Annotated in this window: 17 protein-coding genes; 11 read left to right on the forward strand and 6 right to left on the reverse strand. The window is 70.5% G+C overall.

The window, feature by feature from the left end; genetic code table 11:
* Positions 1–63: 63 nt before the first annotated feature.
* On the reverse strand, positions 64–1,836 hold the full coding sequence (gene argS / locus AB0M29_RS35615) for an arginine--tRNA ligase (protein WP_365390560.1): 1,773 nt from the start codon (positions 1,834–1,836) through the stop codon (positions 64–66).
* Positions 1,837–2,031: 195 nt separating this feature from the next.
* On the opposite strand from argS, the gene lysS reads away from it, so the two are divergent.
* Positions 2,032–3,765 (forward strand): lysine--tRNA ligase, encoded by a 1,734-nt coding sequence (gene lysS / locus AB0M29_RS35620; protein WP_365390563.1) that lies wholly within the window; start codon positions 2,032–2,034, stop codon positions 3,763–3,765.
* 22 nt (positions 3,766–3,787) lie between these two features.
* Here lysS and AB0M29_RS35625 read toward each other — a convergent pair whose 3' ends face one another.
* The 3 genes from AB0M29_RS35625 to AB0M29_RS35635 all read right to left on the reverse strand — a co-directional run bounded on the left by AB0M29_RS35625 (position 3,788) and on the right by AB0M29_RS35635 (position 7,070).
* Positions 3,788–4,645, reverse strand: coding sequence for an SMP-30/gluconolactonase/LRE family protein (locus AB0M29_RS35625; RefSeq protein ID WP_365390565.1), 858 nt, complete (start codon positions 4,643–4,645; stop codon positions 3,788–3,790).
* 105 nt (positions 4,646–4,750) lie between these two features.
* Positions 4,751–6,226: a DUF2637 domain-containing protein gene (locus AB0M29_RS35630; protein WP_365390566.1), complete on the reverse strand. Its 1,476-nt coding sequence runs from the start codon at positions 6,224–6,226 to the stop codon at positions 4,751–4,753.
* Between the two features lie 142 nt (positions 6,227–6,368).
* On the reverse strand, positions 6,369–7,070 hold the full coding sequence (locus AB0M29_RS35635; RefSeq protein ID WP_365390568.1) for a DUF3558 domain-containing protein: 702 nt from the start codon (positions 7,068–7,070) through the stop codon (positions 6,369–6,371).
* A gap of 338 nt (positions 7,071–7,408) precedes the next feature.
* On the opposite strand from AB0M29_RS35635, the gene AB0M29_RS35640 reads away from it, so the two are divergent.
* Positions 7,409–7,828 (forward strand): YciI family protein, encoded by a 420-nt coding sequence (locus tag AB0M29_RS35640; RefSeq protein ID WP_365390569.1) that lies wholly within the window; start codon positions 7,409–7,411, stop codon positions 7,826–7,828.
* Positions 7,829–7,850: 22 nt separating this feature from the next.
* The gene (locus AB0M29_RS35645) at positions 7,851–9,257 is read left to right on the forward strand and encodes a sigma-70 family RNA polymerase sigma factor (protein ID WP_365390571.1); all 1,407 of its coding nucleotides are present in this window, start codon (positions 7,851–7,853) and stop codon (positions 9,255–9,257) included.
* 78 nt (positions 9,258–9,335) lie between these two features.
* On the opposite strand, the gene AB0M29_RS35650 is transcribed toward AB0M29_RS35645, so the two are convergent.
* Entirely contained in the window at positions 9,336–10,130 is a 795-nt protein-coding gene (locus AB0M29_RS35650) for a hypothetical protein (RefSeq protein WP_365390574.1), read from the reverse strand.
* 158 nt (positions 10,131–10,288) lie between these two features.
* Between AB0M29_RS35650 and AB0M29_RS35655 the strand changes: the two genes are divergently transcribed.
* From AB0M29_RS35655 to AB0M29_RS35680, 6 genes are all read left to right on the forward strand, one after another.
* Positions 10,289–11,482, forward strand: a complete 1,194-nt coding sequence (locus AB0M29_RS35655; protein WP_365390576.1) for an RtcB family protein — start codon at positions 10,289–10,291, stop codon at positions 11,480–11,482.
* Between the two features lie 18 nt (positions 11,483–11,500).
* Entirely contained in the window at positions 11,501–11,689 is a 189-nt protein-coding gene (locus tag AB0M29_RS35660; protein WP_365390578.1) for a hypothetical protein, read from the forward strand.
* 42 nt (positions 11,690–11,731) lie between these two features.
* On the forward strand, positions 11,732–12,247 hold the full coding sequence (locus AB0M29_RS35665; RefSeq protein WP_365390581.1) for a hypothetical protein: 516 nt from the start codon (positions 11,732–11,734) through the stop codon (positions 12,245–12,247).
* 241 nt (positions 12,248–12,488) lie between these two features.
* Positions 12,489–13,232 (forward strand): hypothetical protein, encoded by a 744-nt coding sequence (locus tag AB0M29_RS35670; protein WP_365390583.1) that lies wholly within the window; start codon positions 12,489–12,491, stop codon positions 13,230–13,232.
* Positions 13,233–13,598: 366 nt separating this feature from the next.
* Entirely contained in the window at positions 13,599–15,347 is a 1,749-nt protein-coding gene (locus AB0M29_RS35675) for a pentapeptide repeat-containing protein (RefSeq protein ID WP_365390584.1), read from the forward strand.
* Between the two features lie 177 nt (positions 15,348–15,524).
* Positions 15,525–16,598 (forward strand): HoxN/HupN/NixA family nickel/cobalt transporter, encoded by a 1,074-nt coding sequence (locus tag AB0M29_RS35680; protein WP_365390621.1) that lies wholly within the window; start codon positions 15,525–15,527, stop codon positions 16,596–16,598.
* A 58-nt stretch (positions 16,599–16,656) separates the two neighbouring features.
* Here the strand turns inward: AB0M29_RS35680 and AB0M29_RS35685 are convergent, their stop codons facing one another.
* Positions 16,657–17,271, reverse strand: a complete 615-nt coding sequence (locus AB0M29_RS35685; protein WP_365390586.1) for a helix-turn-helix domain-containing protein — start codon at positions 17,269–17,271, stop codon at positions 16,657–16,659.
* A 99-nt stretch (positions 17,272–17,370) separates the two neighbouring features.
* Between AB0M29_RS35685 and AB0M29_RS35690 the strand changes: the two genes are divergently transcribed.
* Positions 17,371–17,874, forward strand: a complete 504-nt coding sequence (locus tag AB0M29_RS35690) for a hypothetical protein (RefSeq protein ID WP_365390588.1) — start codon at positions 17,371–17,373, stop codon at positions 17,872–17,874.
* A 15-nt stretch (positions 17,875–17,889) separates the two neighbouring features.
* Positions 17,890–18,309 (forward strand): nitroreductase/quinone reductase family protein, encoded by a 420-nt coding sequence (locus AB0M29_RS35695; protein WP_365390589.1) that lies wholly within the window; start codon positions 17,890–17,892, stop codon positions 18,307–18,309.
* Positions 18,310–18,314 lie beyond the last annotated feature (5 nt).

Genomic DNA, 18,314 nt, shown 5'->3' on the forward strand with positions numbered 1-18,314 from the left:
CCGCGGGCGACCCTGGCGCTCTTGACCTGCGTGTTCGCCGATCCGTACGGGTTCGGCTACGGCTCAGAGCCGCTCGGGGGTGCGGATGCCCAGCAGGGTGAGGCCCTGCCGCAGGGTCCGGGCGGTGACGTCGCAGAGGAAGAGGCGGTTCTCGACGACCTCGGGGGCGTTGGCGTCGTCCAGCACCTTGCACTGCTCGTAGAAGGTCGCGAAGGCCGACGCCACCTGGAAGAGATACGCGGCCAGCTTGTGCGGCTCGTAGGTCTCCACGGTGGAGTCGAGGACCGCCCCGAACTCGTCGAGCAGCAGGCCCAGCGCCCGCTCGGCGGGGGCCAGCGGCAGCTCGGGGTGGGCCACCGGCCGGGCGTCGCCGGAGCGCCGGATGATCGACTGGATACGGGCGAAGGCGTACTGGATGTACACGCTCGTGTCGCCGTTGAGGGAGACCATCCGGTCGAGGTCGAAGATGTAGTCCCGGCCGAGCGAGGTGGACAGGTCGGCGTACTTCACCGCGCCGATGCCGACCTCGCTGCCGCGCGCCTCGATCTCCTCGTCGGTGAGGCCCTGGCCCTCGCCCTTCTCCCGGACGACCGCGGTCGCCCGCTCGATCGCCTCGACGAGCAGGTCCTCCAGGCGTACGGTCTCGCCGCCCCGGGTCTTGAACGGCTTGCCGTCCTTGCCCAGCACGGTGCCGAACGGGATGTGCTTGGCCGTCACCTCGTCGGTCAGCCAGCCCGCCCGCCGGGCGGTCTCGAAGACCATCCGGAAGTGCAGCGCCTGCCGGGCGTCCACCACGTACAGCAGCGTGTCGGCGTGCAGGTTGCCGGTGCGGTCGCGGACCGCCGACAGGTCGGTGGCCGCGTAGCCGAAGCCGCCGTCGGCCTTGCGGACGATCAGCGGGACGGGTTCGCCGTCCTTGCCCTTGATGTCGTCGAAGAAGACGCACAGCGCCCCGTTGGACTCCACCGCGACGCCCGCCTTCTCCAGCAGGTCGCAGGTCTCCACGAGCATGTCGTTGTAGCCGGACTCGCCGACGATGTCCTCGTCCGCGATCTCCATGTCGAGCTTGTCGTAGACGGAGTAGAAGTAGATCTTCGACTCGTCCACGAACCGCTGCCACAGCGCCAGCGTCTCCGGGTCGCCCGCCTGGAGGTCGACCACCCGGCGCCGCGCCCGGTCCTTGAACACCTCGTCGCTGTCGAAGAGGGCGCGGGCGGACTTGTAGATCCGGTCCAGCCGCGACATCGACGCCTCACCGGCGTCGTCCCTGGCGGACTCGGTGTGGTCCAGCTCGTGCGGGTGCTCCAGCAGATACTCCACGAGCATGCCGAACTGGGTGCCCCAGTCGCCGATGTGGTGCCGCCGTACGACCTTCTCGCCGCCGAACTCCAGGATCTTCGCCAGCGCGTCACCGATCACGGACGACCGCAGGTGGCCGACGTGCATCTCCTTCGCCACGTTCGGCTGGGCGTAGTCGATGACCGTGGTGCCCGGCCGCGCGGCCGGCGGCACGCCGAGCCGGTCGTCGGCGGCGCGGGCCGCCAGGTTGGCGGTGATCGCGGTGTCGGCGACGGAGATGTTGAGGAAGCCGGGGCCCGACACCTCGATCTCGGCGATCAGGTCGTCCACGGGCAGTGCGGCGGCGACGGTGGCCGCCAGCTCCCGCGGGTTCGCCTTGTTCCGCTTGGCGAGGCCCAGCACGCCGTTGGCCTGGAAGTCCGCCCGGTCGCTACGTCGCAGCAGCGGGTCGGCACCGTCGGCCGACGGGACGGCTGCCGCGAGGGCGGCCGACACACGCTGCTGGATCGAGGCGGCAAGGGAAGTGACCGAGGCCATGGGGTGGGTGCCGTTTCGTTGGTAGGGGTGGGTCGGGACCATTCTCCCATGCGGTTACTGCGCTGTTGGCGCATTATCGTGTGTGCCACAGCGCTGTGCGCCGGCCGGGAGCACCGGCCGGGGCCGGGCGCCGGGAACACTCCGGCAGCACCCCGGCGACACCCCCCAGGTACACCCCCAGGAAAGAAGAGGATCGTGGCTCAGAGCACCGAGGCCGACTGGGTCTCCCGTTTCGCGGACGACGTCATCGCCGAGTCGGAGCGCCGCGCACCCGGGAAACCCGTCGTCGTCGCGTCCGGGCTGAGCCCCTCGGGCCCCATCCACCTGGGCAACCTGCGCGAGGTCATGACCCCGCACCTGGTCGCCGACGAGATCCGCCGCCGCGGCCACGAGGTGCGGCACCTGATCTCCTGGGACGACTTCGACCGGTACCGCAAGGTGCCCAACGGCGTGCCCGGCATCGACCCGTCGTGGGCCGAGCACATCGGCAAGCCGCTGACCTCGGTGCCCGCTCCCGCCGGGTCGGCGTACCCGAACTGGGCCGAGCACTTCAAGGCGCAGATGTCGCAGTCGCTCGCCGAGATGGGCGTCGAGTACGACGGCATCAGCCAGACCGAGCAGTATCTGGCGGGCACCTACCGCGAGCAGATCCTGCACGCCATGCGGCACCGCGGTGACATCGACGCGATCCTCGGCCAGTACCGCACCAAGAAGGCCCCGGCCAAGCAGGGCCAGAAGGCGTCGCAGAAGCCGGTCGACGAGGCCGAGCTGGAGGCCGCCGAGGGCTCGGGCGCGGCGGCGGAGGACGACGGCAGCGCGGGCGCCGACTACTACCCGTACAAGCCGTACTGCGCGGCCTGCGGCAAGGACCTCACCACGGTCACGTCGTACGACGACGAGACCACCGAGCTGACGTACACCTGTGCCTGCGGGCACGGCGAGACGGTACTGCTCAGCGAGTTCAACCGCGGCAAGCTGGTGTGGAAGGTCGACTGGCCGATGCGCTGGGCGTTCGAGGGTGTGATCTTCGAGCCCAGCGGTGTCGACCACTCCTCGCCGGGGTCGTCGTTCCAGGTCGGCGGGGAGATCGTCGGGCCGATCTTCGGCGGTGTGCAGCCGATCGGGCCGATGTACGCCTTCGTCGGGATCTCCGGCATGGCGAAGATGTCGTCCTCCAAGGGCGGTGTGCCGGTCCCCGCGGACGCGCTGAAGATCATGGAGCCGCAGATCCTGCGCTGGCTGTACGCCAGGCGGCGGCCGAACCAGTCGTTCAAGATCGCCTTCGACCAGGAGATCCAGCGGCTGTACGACGAGTGGGACGCGCTGGAGCGGAAGGTCGCCGACGGCACCGCGCTGCCGGCCGACGTGGCCGCGCACGGCCGTGCCGCCCGTACCGCGGCCGGTGAGCTGCCGCGTACCGCGCGCCCGCTGCCGTACCGCACCCTCGCCTCCGTCGCGGACATCACGGCGGGCGCCGAGGACCAGACGCTGCGCATCCTGTCGGAGCTGGACCCGGCCGATCCGCTCACCTCGCTGGACGAGGCGCGGCCGCGGCTGGACCGGGCGGAGAACTGGATCACCACCCAGGTCGCGCCCGAGCAGCGCACCGTGGTGCGCGCGGCGCCCGACGCGGAGCGGCTGGCCGCGCTCGGGGAGTCCGAGCGGGCCGGGCTGAAGCTGCTCGTGGACGGCCTGGACTCGCACTGGTCGCTGGACGGGCTCACCACGCTCGTCTACGCGGTCCCCAAGGTGCAGGCCGGTCTGGAGCCGGACGCCAAGCCGACCCCGGAGCTGAAGGTCGCCCAGCGCGCCTTCTTCGCGCTGCTCTACGAACTCCTCGTCAGCCGTGACACCGGCCCCCGGCTGCCCACCCTGCTGCTCGCCGTCGGCCAGCAGCGGGTGCGGGCGCTGCTGGGCGCCGAGGGCTGAGACGGCGTCGGTCGCGGGCCGCTCACGGGCGGCCCGCGGCGGCGGACGGGGCGCGGGTGGTGAACACCACACCGGTGCGGTCGCCGCCGAACATGTGCTCGGGGCCGCGCCACTCCGCGGCGAGCACGAACAGGGTGCGGCCGTCGGGGCCGCCGAGCGCGCAGGCGAAGCAGCCGCGGTCGAGGTCGACGGTCCGCAGCACCTCGCCGCCCTCGCGGACCCGCACGCAGCGGCGGTTGGGCACGTCCGCGTACCAGACAGCCCCGTCGGCATCGAGGCAGATGCCGTCGGGGACGCCGTCGCCGAGGTCGGCCCACACCCGGCGGCCGGACAGCCCGCCGTCGGCCGCGATGTCGAACGCGGTGAGCCGGTGGCCGTAGCTCTCGGCCACGATCAGGGTGGAGTCGTCGGCGGTCACCGCCATCCCGTTGCCGAAGGCGATGCCGTCGGCCACCTTCCGCACCTCGCCGCCCGGTGTGACCACCACGACGCCGCCGGGCGCGAACGGCTCCCCGGCCATCAGGTCGAAGCCGCCGCCGTTGACGAAGACGTTGCCGCGTCCGTCGACGACGATCTCGTTGAACCCGCGGTCCACTGCGCTGAGGTCGGCGTGCGTCACCAGCGCGCCGTCCGGCTCCTGCCGCAGCAGCAGCCCGTCGGGCCCCGACACGATCAGCAGCCGCCCGTCCGGCAGCCAGTCGATCGAGTACGGCAGCGTCGTGGACGGCACCCGCGCCACCACCTCGCTCTTGCCCGCGTCGTCGACCGCGACGACCTCGCCCGTCCCCCAGTTCGCCAGCCACAGCCGCCCGTCGTGCCACCGCGGCGACTCCCCGTACGCCAGCCCGCTCAGCAGCGTCCCGATCTCCGTACCGCCCATCACACCCGCCTCCTCATCGCCGGGGCCGCCCGGTGCGGGCGACCCTCCCCGTGAACGAAACGAACGGGGCGGGCCGAAATCGACACCTGGGTGCGGAAGACGGGGTTACGGGATGTACTCGGTGTCCGATTCGGACTGGTAGCGGTAGCGCAGGTCGCGCAGCGGACGGATGAGGTCGCGCTCCTCGGGCGGGGTGCCCGCGTAGATGTTGGCCAGGTAGCGGGCGAACTGGCGGGCGTTGGGGAAGATGCCGTGCTCGCGGACGTAGCGGCGGTAGGCGGCGAAGTACGCCTCGGCGGGCGGGATGCCGTCGGGGAGTTCGAGGCCGGAGATGTACTCGGACTCGGGTTCCGGCTCCGGCTCCGGCTCGGGCGCGGGTTCGGGTTCCGGCTCCGGTTCCGGGGTGAACTCGGGCTCCTGGCGGGCGGCTTCGGTGCGCTGGCCGGGGAAGGGGCGGCCGTTTGCGCCGTTGGCGGGCGTGAAGATCCCCGCGCCGCCGAGGGGGCGGGAGCGGTTCGGGCCTGACGGGACCATCACCTGCGGGGCCTGCTGCTGGGCCTGCTGCTCGTACTGCTGCTGCTCGTACTGCTGTTGTTCGAACTGCTGCTGCTGGTACGCCTGCTGGGCCTGCTGCGCCTGCTGGGCCCGCAGTTGGGCCTGGAACCAGGGGCTGTCGTGGGCGCCGGGCACGTCGTACGCGACCTCGTACGGGCCGAACTGCTCGTACTGGTCGCGCTGTTGCTGCTCGTACGGGCCGTACTGCGCGTACTGCTGCTGTTCGCGGGCCTGTTGGTGCTCCTGGCCGCCCGATTCCTGGGTGGGCGCGGGCGCGGGGGCCTGCTCCCTGGCCGGTGCCGGGGCGGCGGGCAGTTCCTTGGCGCTTGCCCGCTGGATCTCGATCCCGGCCGCTTCGAGCCCCGCCTCCGCGGTGTCGGCCAGCGGCACCCCGTACTTGGCCAGCCGCAGCGGCATGATCGCCTCGACCGGCGCCTTGCGGCGCCACGCGACGCCGTAACGGGCACGCAGCCGGGCGCGGTAGACGAGACGGTCCTGCTCGCGGCGGATGACCTCCTCGTAGGACCGCAGCTCCCACAGCTTCATGCGGCGCCACAGGCGGAAGGTGGGGAATGGCGCGAGCAGCCAGCGGGTGATGCGGACCGACTCCATGTGCTTGTCGGCGGTGATGTCCGCGATCCGCCCGATCGCGTGCCGGGCGGCCTCGACGGAGACCACGAACAGCACGGGGATGATCGCGTGCATCCCGACGCCGAGCGCGTCCGGCCAGGCGGCGGCGCCGTTGAAGGCGATGGTGGCGGCGGTGAGCAGCCACGCGGTCTGCCGCAGCAGCGGGAACGGGATACGCAGCCACGTCAGCAGCAGGTCCAGCGCCAGCAGGACGACGATGCCCGCGTCCACGCCGATCGGGAAGACGTTCGCGAACCATCCGAAGCCCTTGTGCAGGGCGAGCGTGCGCACCGCCGCGTACGAACCGGCGAAGCCGATCCCGGCGATGACCACCGCACCGGTGACGACCACGCCGATCAGCACACGGTGAGTCCGGGTCAAACGTATCGCGGCCACCCGCGACCCCTCCTGCCAACTCGGCGACCAGGGCCTGTCCCAGCGCCTGTTCCAGCGGGGTCAGACTGCCATATGGGTCAAGCGCGGACCCACCGGGTTGACGTACAAACGCACGAATACCGGGCGGGCGGCGCGGTAGTTGTTATCCGTTCGCCGCAACGACCGCCGCGAGCGCGTCCTTCGCCGCCCGTTCCGCGCCGCTCTGCACGGTCTGCGCGGTGGGGTTCTTCTTGCCCTCGAAACCGGCCCCGTTGTACTCGACGATCACCACGACGTTGCCGGAGCGCGCCAGCAGCGTGTCGTTCTGCGTGGTGATCTTCGCGACGGTCGCCTTGCCGCCCACCGACGTGGCCTGGTCGCCGTAGCCGGTCAGCGGTGTGGCGGTGGCGCCCGGCGCGTGGCCGAGGGTGGTGACCTGGCTGACGTAGCGGCTGCGCGCCTGGTCCTCGCCCGAGCCCAGCGCGGCGGAGGAGTCGAAGCGCTGCAGGGTGACCGACAGCCAGCGGTACTGGAAGCCGTCGGCGCCGTTGCCCGTCCACGAGCAGGTGCTGCGGGCGTTGGCGTCGTCGGAGGTCTCCGGGGTGCCCGCGGCCCGCTTCGCCTTCGGCACCAGCGCCGCCACGGTCGACTGCGTCGCCGACTTGCAGGCGTCGGGGAGCTTGGCGTACTTGACGGGAGCGGGCGCCGCCGACTTCGAGGAGCCGGCCGGGGAGGACGTCGACCCCTTCGACCCGCTGTCGGAGCTCGACCCTGAGCTGGAGGAGCAGCCGGCGAGCGCCATCGCGGGGACGGCGGTCGCGGCGAGCAGCAGGGCGAGTCGCGGGGCGGTGCGGCGTCGTTCCATGGTTCCTTCGCTCACTCTCGCGCGGTCAGCGCATCGCTACGGGTCCGATCGGCCACCCACCCTAGGGCCTGACCGTGACAGCCCGCGATGCGCTCGGGGCCGCGCCCCGGCCCCGCCCGGCGCCGCCGGGAGCGCCCTGGCCTGGGATCCCGCGCGCGATCGCGGCCCGGCGCGGGCCCCCATCCTTGAGACGAACGTCTCGCGCGGCAGCCGGGCGCGGACCTCGGCGTCCGCCCGCCGGGAAAACGTTCCGGGGGCGTGTCGATTCGCCGCTGCGCCGTTCGACCTTGGGGTGAGAGGGTCGAGGAGCGGCCCCCCGTAGTGAGGAGAGAGCGACGATGCCGAAGTACATGCTGATCATGCGAGGCACGGACGAGACCATGGGCAAGATGATGGAGACGCCGTTCGAGGAGATCCTCGAGACGATGGGTCGCTTCAACGAGGAGCTGATCCGGGCGGGCGTGCTCGTCGCCGCCGAGGGCCTGGACGACCCGGCCCAGACCGTCGTGGTCGACTTCAGCGGGGAGACGCCGGTCGTCACCGACGGCCCGTACGGCGAGACGAAGGAGCTGTTCGGCGGCTTCTACCTGCTGGACGTGGCCTCGAAGGAGGAGGCCGTGGAGTGGGCCAAGCGGCTCCCCGCGTTCCCCGGGACGAAGGTCGAGGTCCGGCGGGTGCCGACCATCGACGAGTTCCCGCAGGACAACGAGTGGGTCGTCAAGGAGCGGGCGTGGCGCGAGCGGACCGGCCAGGCCTGATACGGACCACCGGCCGTATCCGATGACCGAGTCTGCGGGCGGGCCGCCGCGGGACAGCGCTCCCGCCGGCGGCCCGCCGGACGCCGAGGGGGCCGGTGGGCGGCGCGATGCCGAGCCGGGCGCCGAGTCTGTCGGCGGCCCGACCCTGGGGGACGCCGAAGGTGCGCGGCGGGCCGTTGATGCCGTGTGGCGGATCGAGTCGGCGCGGATCGTGGCCGCGCTCGCCCGCTACACCCGCGACTTCGCCCTCGCCGAGGACGTCGCGCAGGAGGCGGTGGCGGAGGCGCTGGTGGCCTGGGCGCGCGAGGGCGCCCCGGCGAACCCGGTGGCGTGGCTGCTGGCGACCGCCCGGCGGCGCGCCATCGACAGCTTCCGCCGCCGTTCCGCGCTCGACGAGCGCTACGCCCTGCTCGCCGGGCAACTGGCCGAGGGCGAGGCGCTGTCGGGCGCCGCGCCCCCCGACGACCGGTCCGGCGACCTGCCCTGGGATCCCGACCGGGTGGAGGACGACATCCTGGCGCTGATGTTCGTGGCCTGCCATCCGGTGCTCTCGCCGGAGGCGCGCGTCGCCCTGACGCTGCGCGCGGTCGGCGGCCTGTCCAGCGAGCAGATCGCCCGCGCGTTCCTGGTGTCGGTCCCGACCGTCCAGGCCCGGATCACCCGGGCGAAGAAGACGATCGGCGCGGCGGGGGTGCCGTTCGAGCTGCCGCCGTACGAGCAGCGGCGCGAGCGGCTCGGCGGTGTGCTGAGCGTGCTCTACGTGATCTTCACCGAGGGCTCGACCGCCACCGCGGGCGACGACCTGCTCCGGCCCGACCTCGCCTACGAGGCGATCCGGCTGGCCCGGATGCTGGCCGCGCTGCTGCCCGACGAGCCGGAGGTGCACGGACTGCTGGCCCTCTTCGAGCTGACGGCCGCGCGCTTCCCGGCGCGTACCGGCGCGGACGGCGAGGCGGTGCTGCTGGAGGACCAGGACCGGCGGCTGTGGGACCGGTCCGCGATCCGCCGCGGCCTGGCCGCCCTCGCCCGCGCCTCCGCCGTCGGGCGGGGACTGGGACCGTACGGGCTCCAGGCGGCGATCGCGGCCTGCCACGCCTCGGCGGCGTCGGTGGCGGAGACCGACTGGGAGCGGGTGGTCCTGCTCTACGAGGCGCTGGGCCGGGTGGCCCCGTCACCGATCGTCGAGCTGAACCGGGCGGTCGCGGTGGCGATGGCGAGCGGGCCGCTGCGGGCGCTGGCCCTTGTGGACGATCTGATCGCGTCCGATCGTCTCGCGGGCTCCTACCTGCTGCCGAGCGTGCGCGGCGAACTCCTGCGCCGCCTCGGCCGCGTCAACGAGGCTCGCGCGGAGCTGGAGCTGGCCGCGCGGCTGTGCCAGAACGTCCGCGAGCGGGCGGTGCTGCTGCGCAAGGCGGCGGCGCTGGCGTAGCGACGTACGCGTACCGGGGCCGCCGGACCGCGCCGGCGGCCCCCTCGGCGCTCCCTGGTGCTCGACCTGGAGCTCGCCCTAGTGCTCGACCTTGCGCTCCAGCTGGTCCGCCACCTGCTGCGCGCCCTGCTGCATGTCGGCGCTGGAGGGCTGCTTGCCGCCGCGCGGTGAGGTCTCGGAGTACGTGATCCGCACCAGGACGTTCGCGGTGCGGAACATCAGCGTCACGTCGCGCCGGGGGGCGGCGGGGGAGTGGGTCTTGAGCACGTCGTCGATGAACGCGGCGTTCCCCACGTCCGGCAGGCGGCGCGGCGCGAGGTCGGGGCTGCTGCCGCCGGACCCGGTGCCGTCCGTACTCGCGCCGCCCGCGGCGTCGCCGGTCGTCGTCGGGGTGCCGGTGGGCGTCGGGGTCGTGGTCGGGCTGGAGCCGGCGTCCGGCGGGATGGACGCCAACCCGGCCTGGTTGTCGAAGTCCGCACCGGCCTGCACCTCGGCGCTGACCGCGGGGTCGTACGAGACCACCCGCTCCATGTCGATCGTCAGCGTGTCGGACGTACCGGCCGCCGTACGCCCGGTCCACGAGCAGCCGACGCGGCGGTCCGTGTCGTACGTCAGCGCCTCGGTGCCCGAGAGGTCCTTCGCGGCCGGGACCAGCGTCTTCAGCATGTCGGGGTCGACGGCCGTGCACGGTTCGGGCAGCGTCTGGTACTTCCCCGGCGGAGCGGGCGAGACCGTACTGCCACCGCCGATCGGCACCGCCTTGCCGTCGCTGGCCGAGCCGCCCGACCGCCCGCCCCCGGAGCACGCCCCCAGGACGGCGACCGCCAGCACGGCCGCCCCGAGGGCGACCGGCAGTCTTCGCGTGGACCGCACTGGGCGAGCCCCTTTCCTGGTGTCTGCCGCGACGTAAACCTTTGGCGCGTGTGAGCGAGTCCTGGACACAATGTCTACCGCAAGCTTCACCGAAACCGCCCGCTGGGGTAGTGCTATCGGGCGGAGCATCCTATTTCTGGCGTTACTGGGGGATTGTCATGTCGTACACCGAGGTGCCGGGTATCCGCGTACCGATCCGCATGTGGACGGATCCGTCCACGGTGGAGGACGGTGCGATGCAGCAACTGCGCAATGTCTCCTCCCTGCCGTGGATCAAGGGCCTCGCCGTCATGCCGGACGTGCACTACGGCAAGGGCGCCACCGTCGGCTCGGTCATCGCCATGCACGGCGCCGTCTGCCCGGCGGCCGTCGGTGTCGACATCGGCTGCGGCATGAGCGCGGTCAAGACCTCGCTCACCGCCAACGACCTCCCGGGCGACCTCTCGCGGCTGCGCTCCAAGATCGAGGAGGCCATCCCGGTCGGCCGCGGCATGCACGACTCCCCGATCGGCCCCGACGCCGTCCACGCCCTGCCCACCGGCGGCTGGACCGACTTCTGGCAGCGCTTCGACGGACTCGCGCAGTCCGTGAAGTTCCGCGAGGAGCGGGCGACCAAGCAGCTCGGCACCCTCGGCTCGGGCAACCACTTCATCGAGTTCTGCCTCGACGAGTCCGGCGCCGTCTGGCTGATGCTGCACTCCGGCTCGCGCAACATCGGCAAGGAGCTCGCCGAGCACCACATCGGCGAGGCCCAGAAGCTGCCCCACAACCAGGGCCTGGTCGACCGCGACCTCGCCGTCTTCATCTCCGACACCCCCCAGATGGCCGCCTACCGCAACGACCTCTTCTGGGCCCAGGAATACGCCAAGTGGAACCGCGCCCTCATGATGGCGCTGTTCCAGGACGTCGTCCGCAAGGAGTTCAAGAAGGCGAAGCCGACCTTCGACTCCGTCATCTCCTGCCACCACAACTACGTCTCGGAGGAGCGCTACGACGGCATGGACCTCCTGGTCACCCGCAAGGGCGCCATCCGCGCGGGCAGCGGCGACTACGGCATCATCCCCGGCTCCATGGGCACCGGTTCCTACATCGTCCGCGGCCTCGGCAACACCGCCGCCTTCAACTCCGCCTCCCACGGCGCCGGCCGCCGCATGAGCCGCAACGCCGCCAAGCGCCGCTTCACCACCCGCGACCTCGAGGACCAGACCCGCGGCGTCGAGTGCCGCAAGGACTCCGGCGTCGTCGACGAGATCCCCGCCGCCTACAAGCCCATCGAGCAGGTCATCGACCAGCAGCGCGACCTGGTCGAGGTCGTGGCAAAACTGAAGCAGCTCGTCTGCGTCAAGGGCTGACCCCCAGGAGCCGGCCCGATGAGCAGACGCCGCTACGTCGCCCGTGGCGTCCCAGGCGGCTACCGCATCTGGGACACCACGGGCCGCCGCTGGTGGGGCGACCACTACGAGCTGTGCCCCGACGACCTCCTCACCGAACTGAACACCACGGCCGACCCGCAGCGACTCACCGCCTTGCTCAAGCGGTACCGGGCGCTGAAGCGCTGAGCGGGGGCTCTGGGTCCGGCAGCGGATTGGAGGGCCGGCGAGATGACAGCTCCGGGACGGCACTACCGCTACATCGGACCTGCTGATGTGAAGGCCGCCGTCCGCCCCGGACGCGAAGGCGCAGGCATTCGGACGCCTGAAGACCTTGCCGAATGGGCGGCAGGGCGGACGTCGGAGGAACTGGCGGAACCGTTCACCTTCGTCATCGGCGCGGACGGCATCCTGCGGTTGTCTCCGCGCCGGAGCGAGCACGTCGCGTGCGCGGGTGGAGACGTCGTGGCGAGCGCCGGTGAGATCGCCTTCGTACGCAACGCGGCGGAGTGGGTGGTTGACGAGGTCAGCAACCAGTCGACCGGCTACTGCCCCGACGTCACCTCATGGTCGGCGGTGGCCGAGTCCCTGGACCAGATCGGGCTGAGGCACCCCGGTGCCTTCACCCACGAGGTGGTCTTCCGGCGCTGTCCCGTCTGCCAAGAGCACAACATCGTGCGGGAGGCGCACTTCGTCTGTGTCTACTGCGACGCGGACCTACCTGCTGAGTGGAATATCGACACCTGAGCGGTCGCTCGTAGCCCACGAAATGCCTTGGGCAAGGTCTTCGATAGGGACTACGAGTTCCGCATCCCTTGGGGCAGGATGGCTTATCCGGCCCCGTCGATCTGTGCTTCGACCATCCACTCGTCGTAGGGGACGAGGTCCTGGACGTAGAACTGCCCGTGATCCGCGTCGATCAGGAACCGCAACGAAGTGTCAGCCACCGGCGCAGGCTATCGAAATGGGCCCTGGCTAGGCTTCGGCCATGATGGAGCATCCGGGTTTCAGCGTGCCGCTGGCGCGGTTGCTGGGCCACAGGGAAATTGGCGCCCAGGAGCTGGCCGACCGCGCGGGGCTGGCGGCAGGCGAGGTCCACGCCGTTCTTGCGGGGAACAACCCGGGCGAGGGACTGCTCCGGCGGCTGGCACCGGCGTTGAATTTCCGCGCCGTCGATCTGTTCATCCTCGCAGGGCTGGCGGTCCCGGAGGACATGGCGCCGCTGGATGCCACCGCCGCGCAGTCGATAGCGAGTGCCGTGACGGATGCGGTGCGCCTCCCCGCAGCAGGACGCCGTGAACTTCTCCAGATGATCCGCTCGATGCCGCAAGAGGAACGGTGTTCCCGCTTCTCCCCGAAGTCCCTCATGCCTCTCACCGGCGGTCCGGGTGCTTGGGTCATCCGCATGCTCCAGTACCGCAACTTGAACTGGACGGGCATGGCAAGGACGCTTGCCTTCGTGACGCCCACGTACCTGTCGGCGGCCACTTACGGGGTGATCGGTTCCGGTCGCAAGGCGCTGTCTCCGCGCCTGGTGACGGACTTCGCTGCCCTTCTCGGAATCGACGCCCGTGAACTGGCCACGTTGACAGGCGTCGCTCTGCGCGGGAGGCCGGCCCCTCCCTCCCCGGAGGCCGTGGACGCGGCAGAGTTCCTGTGGGCGGCGCGGCAACTGTCCGCCGCCCAGGCGCAACACGTCTCGGAGCTGGCACGTTCCCTCCGCCGGGGCTGACTCAGCGTGTGTCGCAGCAGGCCGCCGATGCGTAACGAAGCGGGAGAGACGTCGCCGAGCGGTCCGGCGATGGGCTAACACCGGGGCATGGCTACTGCTGCGCCCCGTTCGTGGGCCCACTGCGGAGACGGTGCGGGTACGACTGATTCCTTCCACGATTGCGGCGGGCTCAACGTCACCGGCTCCGGCCGGTGTCTCGCCCATGCCGACGCCGCGGAGCAAGACGCGTTTCTGGCTTCCCTGTCGCCCGGTAGCGATCTGGACTTACGGGGGACGACCATCAGCGAAGGACTTCTAGGTCGGATACTCGCCCGGGTCACCGACCCGGCTACCGGGGCGCCGAAGATAGGCACAGCCAGATTCCACTTGGCCGTCTTCACCGGGGACGCCGCGTTCGGATCCACCACCTTCGCTGGGGACGCGTGGTTCCGATCGGCTTTCTTCGGCGGGACCGCCGGTTTCGGAGCGGTCACCTTCGGCGGGGATGCCTGGTTCAGGGGAGCTGAATTTCGAAGGGACGCCGGATTCGGATCGGCCGACTTCACGCGAGGCGCGGTGTTTGAGTCCGTCACCTTTGCCGGGGATGTGGTGTTCGACCGGGCGAACTTCAGCGGGACCTCGGAGTTCATGTCGGCGGTGTTTGCCGGAACTGCCTGGTTCTACTCGGCCACCTTCGGCGGGGACGCCGTGTTCGAGTTGGCCACTTTCGACGAGCCCGCCATGTTCGACTCGGCCACCTTCACTACGGATGCCTGGTTCGTCTCGGCGGACTTCAACGGGGACGCCGTGTTCGTCTCGGCCACGTTCAACGGGCGGGCCGGGTTTCGGCGGACCACCTTCAACCGGGACGCGATGTTCGCCTCCGCCGTCTTCGCCGGGGAGGCACGGTTCTACTCGGCCGCCTTCAGGGGAACCGCCGGTTTCGTATCAGCTGTTTTCGCGGGGGACGCCTCGTTCGGCTCGGCCTCCTTCAGAGGGACCGTCGATTTTCGATCGGCGACGTTCAAGAAGGAACCGTTGCTGGGGCCCCTGGTGTGCGAGGGGACGGTGGATCTGTCCGGCGCGTCGTTCACCTCGCCGATCAGTGTCGTGGTGGCAGCGAGAAGGGTTGAGTTCCAGCGCACACGGTGGGAACAGAAGGCGACGGTTTCGCTGCGCTACGCCGAAGCCGATCTCACCGACGCGGTGTGCGAGTACCCGCTGGTGATCGTCGGCACGCAGCGCCCCTTCGTCACCGACTCGGCCACAGCGGTCGATGAGAGCGTCCTGGCCGGGGTGCCGGAGCGCGCTCGTGTGCTCTCGTTGCGAGGCGTGGACGCCGCCCACGTGGTTCTCACCGATATGGACCTGAGCGCCTGTCTGTTCGCGGGCACCATCCACTTGGACCAACTGCGTCTGGAGGGCGACTGTGTCTTCGCCCCCGCGCCGAGTGGCATCCACCAGCGGGGCCGATTGCTGCCGTTGCGTCACGCCCGCCGCAGAACCCTCGCGGAAGAGCAGCACTGGCGCGCTACGGGGCCCGGTGCCAACCCGGGATGGCTGGCCGCTCCACCATCGGCCGAAGTGGTGCAACCCTCCACGTTGGCGGCCGTTTACCGCGCCCTGCGCAAGGCGTACGAGGATTCCAGCTACGAGCCGGGCGCCGCGGACTTCTACTACGGCGAGATGGAGATGCGCCGCGCTGACTCCGGCGCCGGCAAGGCCGAGCGCGGACTGCTGACCGCGTACTGGGCTCTCTCCGGCTACGGGCTGCGAGCCGCTCGCGCCTTGGGCTGGCTGCTGGCCGCCGTCGCGGTGACCATGCTCGTGATGATGCTGTGGGGGCTGCCCCGACAGGGCACGCCCGCCCTCAGCACCGGCACTGTCATCGGCCATCGCATCACCTTGACCACCGACGATCCGGCCCCTGCCAACCCCCAGGGTCCGTTGACGAGGCGCCTGACGAGCGAGCGCTTCGAGAAGAGCCTGCGCGTCGTTGTCAACAGCGTGATCTTCCGTTCCTCCGGCCAGGACCTCACCACGACCGGCACCTATACGGAAATGGCCTCTCGCCTGACCGAACCCGTCCTCCTCGGCCTCGCAGCCCTCGCCCTCCGGAGCCGCATCAAACGGTGAGGACCCCGCACTCGCCAGGCTCCGCCCCCGGGGCCTTATTGCGTATGAGTTGCAACTAGAAGCCGTGCGCGTCTAGCTTGTCCTTCGGGCCGACGACGAAGGACGGACTGATCCATGACCACCACCGCTCCCGCCCCGGCCACGGCCGGGTCCCGTTGGCGCCGGATTTCTGGCGCCATGACCCGGGCCGAATGGGGTCGGATGGGCGGGATGGTGGCGTTCATCGTGGCGCTGCATGTGATCGGGTGGTTCACGCTGGTGGCGATCGTCGCGCCCGAGCACTACAGCCTGGGGACGAAGTCCTTCGGGGTGGGGATCGGGGTGACGGCGTACACGCTGGGGATGCGGCACGCGTTCGACGCCGATCACATCGCGGCGATCGACAACACGACGCGCAAGCTGATGCACGAGGGCAAGCGGCCGCTGTCGGTCGGGTTCTGGTTCTCGCTCGGGCACTCCAGCATCGTGTTCGGGCTGGCGTTCCTGCTCTCGCTCGGCGTCAGGTCGCTGGCCGGCCCGGTCGAGGACGACGGTTCCGGGCTGCACAGCGTCACCGGCTGGATCGGCACCACCGTCTCGGGGACGTTCCTCTACGTCATCGCGTTCATCAACATCGTGATCCTGGCCGGGATCTGGAAGGTCTTCCGGCAGATGCGCGACGGCCACTTCGACGAGGCCGCGCTGGAGGAGCAGCTCAACAGCCGCGGGTTCATGAACCGCATCCTCGGCCGTCTGATGAGGTCCGTCACCAAGCCGTGGCAGATGTACCCCATCGGTCTGCTCTTCGGCCTCGGCTTCGACACCGCCACCGAGATCGCGCTGCTGGTGATGGCCGGCTCCGGCGCCGCCTCTGGCCTGCCCTGGTACGCGATCCTGTGCCTGCCGGTGCTGTTCGCGGCGGGGATGTGCCTGCTGGACACCATCGACGGCTCGTTCATGAACTTCGCCTACGAGTGGGCCTTCTCCAAGCCGGTCCGCAAGGTCTACTACAACCTCACCATCACCGGCCTGTCGGTGGCCGTCGCCCTCATCATCGGCACCGTCGAACTCCTCGGCCTCATCGGCGACAAGGCCCACCTCCACGGCGCCTTCTGGGACTGGATCGGCGGTCTCGACCTCAACATCGTCGGCTACGTCATCGTCGGCCTCTTCTTCGTCACCTGGGCGGTCGCCTTCGCGGTGTGGCGCTTCGGCGACATCGAGGAGAAGTGGACGGCGGGGCTGCGGGCGGCGGAGCAGGAAGCCGACTGAGGAGGCGATCCCCGCGGGCTGCCGCGGGCTGACCGGGGCTACCTGGGGCTACCGCGGACTACCGGGGGAGATCGTCCCGCGGGTTGTCCGTGGCGGAGTTGAGGGCGCCCAGCAGGGCGCCGAGGCAGACGTCACGGAGGGCCTGGCGGGAGAAGGTGGCGTGGCTGAGCCATTCGACGCACAGGGCGCGGACGAAGACGAGCCAGGCGTAGAGGGCGGCGGAGGCGACGTCGCGGTCCAGGCCGCCGAAGTCGTAGGCGTCGAGCATGCGGCGGCGCAGTTCGCCGAGTTCGTCGGAGATGATCGCCTGGATCATCGGGTCGCCCGCCAGGACACGATTCGCGGAGAGCACGGTCTGCCGGTTCGCCACGAAGTAGTCGATGTGGGCGTCGAGACAGGCCAATACCTGGTCCGCCATCGGGGCGGAAGGGTCGACTTTCGTGGCCGTGAGCAGTCCCTCGGCCGCGTCCCGATAGATGGCGGCGAACAAATCGCGTTTGCTCGGGAAGTAGCGGTACAAATTGGCGCGCGATACACCCGCCCGTTCCGCCACGTCTTCCATCAGGACAGCGTCATAGGGCCTGGTGGCAAACAACCGTGCTCCGGCTTCACGCAACTCACGGCGCCGGTCGTCCGGCATCAGCCGACGGCGTGGACTCGTACCCGTACCCATGGCTCAAGACACTACTTGACGTGTGTCTCTTAGCGGACATAGCGTGGGCGGAGTTCTTTTCGGTAACACACGTCTACAACGTCTACGAGGGAGCGTTGCGTGACGAATACCGAGCTGAGTGCCGGGCGGTCCGCGAAACGGATCGCGGTGCCCGACGAGGCCCGATTACGATCGCCGCTGAAACGCCCCGACTACCAGGACACGTTCGCCATCGGCGCCCCGGGGGCGGACGCGGAGAGCGCCGAGCAGTGGGCGCGGCGGGTGTTCGAGGCCGCGCCCGCGCCGGTGCGGATGATCACCCGGCTCGGCTGGCTGTCGTTCGGCGCCAAGCTCGGGCCGGCCGGCTCGCCCGGCCATGTGGCGGGCTGGACGATCGGGCAGGCCGAGAAGGACTGGATCCGGCTGGAGGTGGTGTGGGCCGTGGGCCTGCGCGCACACCTCGTGCTGCGCCCGAGGACGTCCTCCTTCGCGCTGTCCACCTTCGTCGAGTACGACCGCCGGGCGGCCAGGTTCGTGTGGCCGGGGGTCATGCCCGTCCACTGGGTGATCGTGCGTTATCTGCTGGGCCACGCGGCGAAGACCTTCGCGGGCGAGAGGGCGTAAGTGGAACGGCCGTTCGTGATCTGGTACCAGCGGAATCTGGTGAATCCGCTGGCCCGCAGATTCTCCCGCTTCATTCCTGGTTCGGCCGTCATCGAAACGGTGGGGCGGAATTCCGGACTGCCGCGGCGTACTCCGGTGGGCGGCCGGGCGGACGGCTCGACATTCTGGTTGGTCAGTGAATTCGGCCGCCATTCCCAGTACGTGCGGAACATCGAGGCGAACCCGAACGTAAGGGTCCAGGTCAAGGGCCGCTGGCACACCGGGAAAGCCACGCTCGTCGATGACGACGACCCGCGGGAAAGGCTCAGGAGCCTGCCCACGATGAACAGCGCCGTCGTACGGATGGTCGGCACGCGCCTGCTGACGGTCCGAATCGATCTGGACGACGACCACGGCGACATCGACGTCATCGACGACCGCGGTGCCCCGCGCTGACTGCC

It is taken from the genome of Streptomyces sp. NPDC051976, assembly GCF_040680795.1.
In the GTDB taxonomy this organism is placed as follows: domain Bacteria; phylum Actinomycetota; class Actinomycetes; order Streptomycetales; family Streptomycetaceae; genus Actinacidiphila.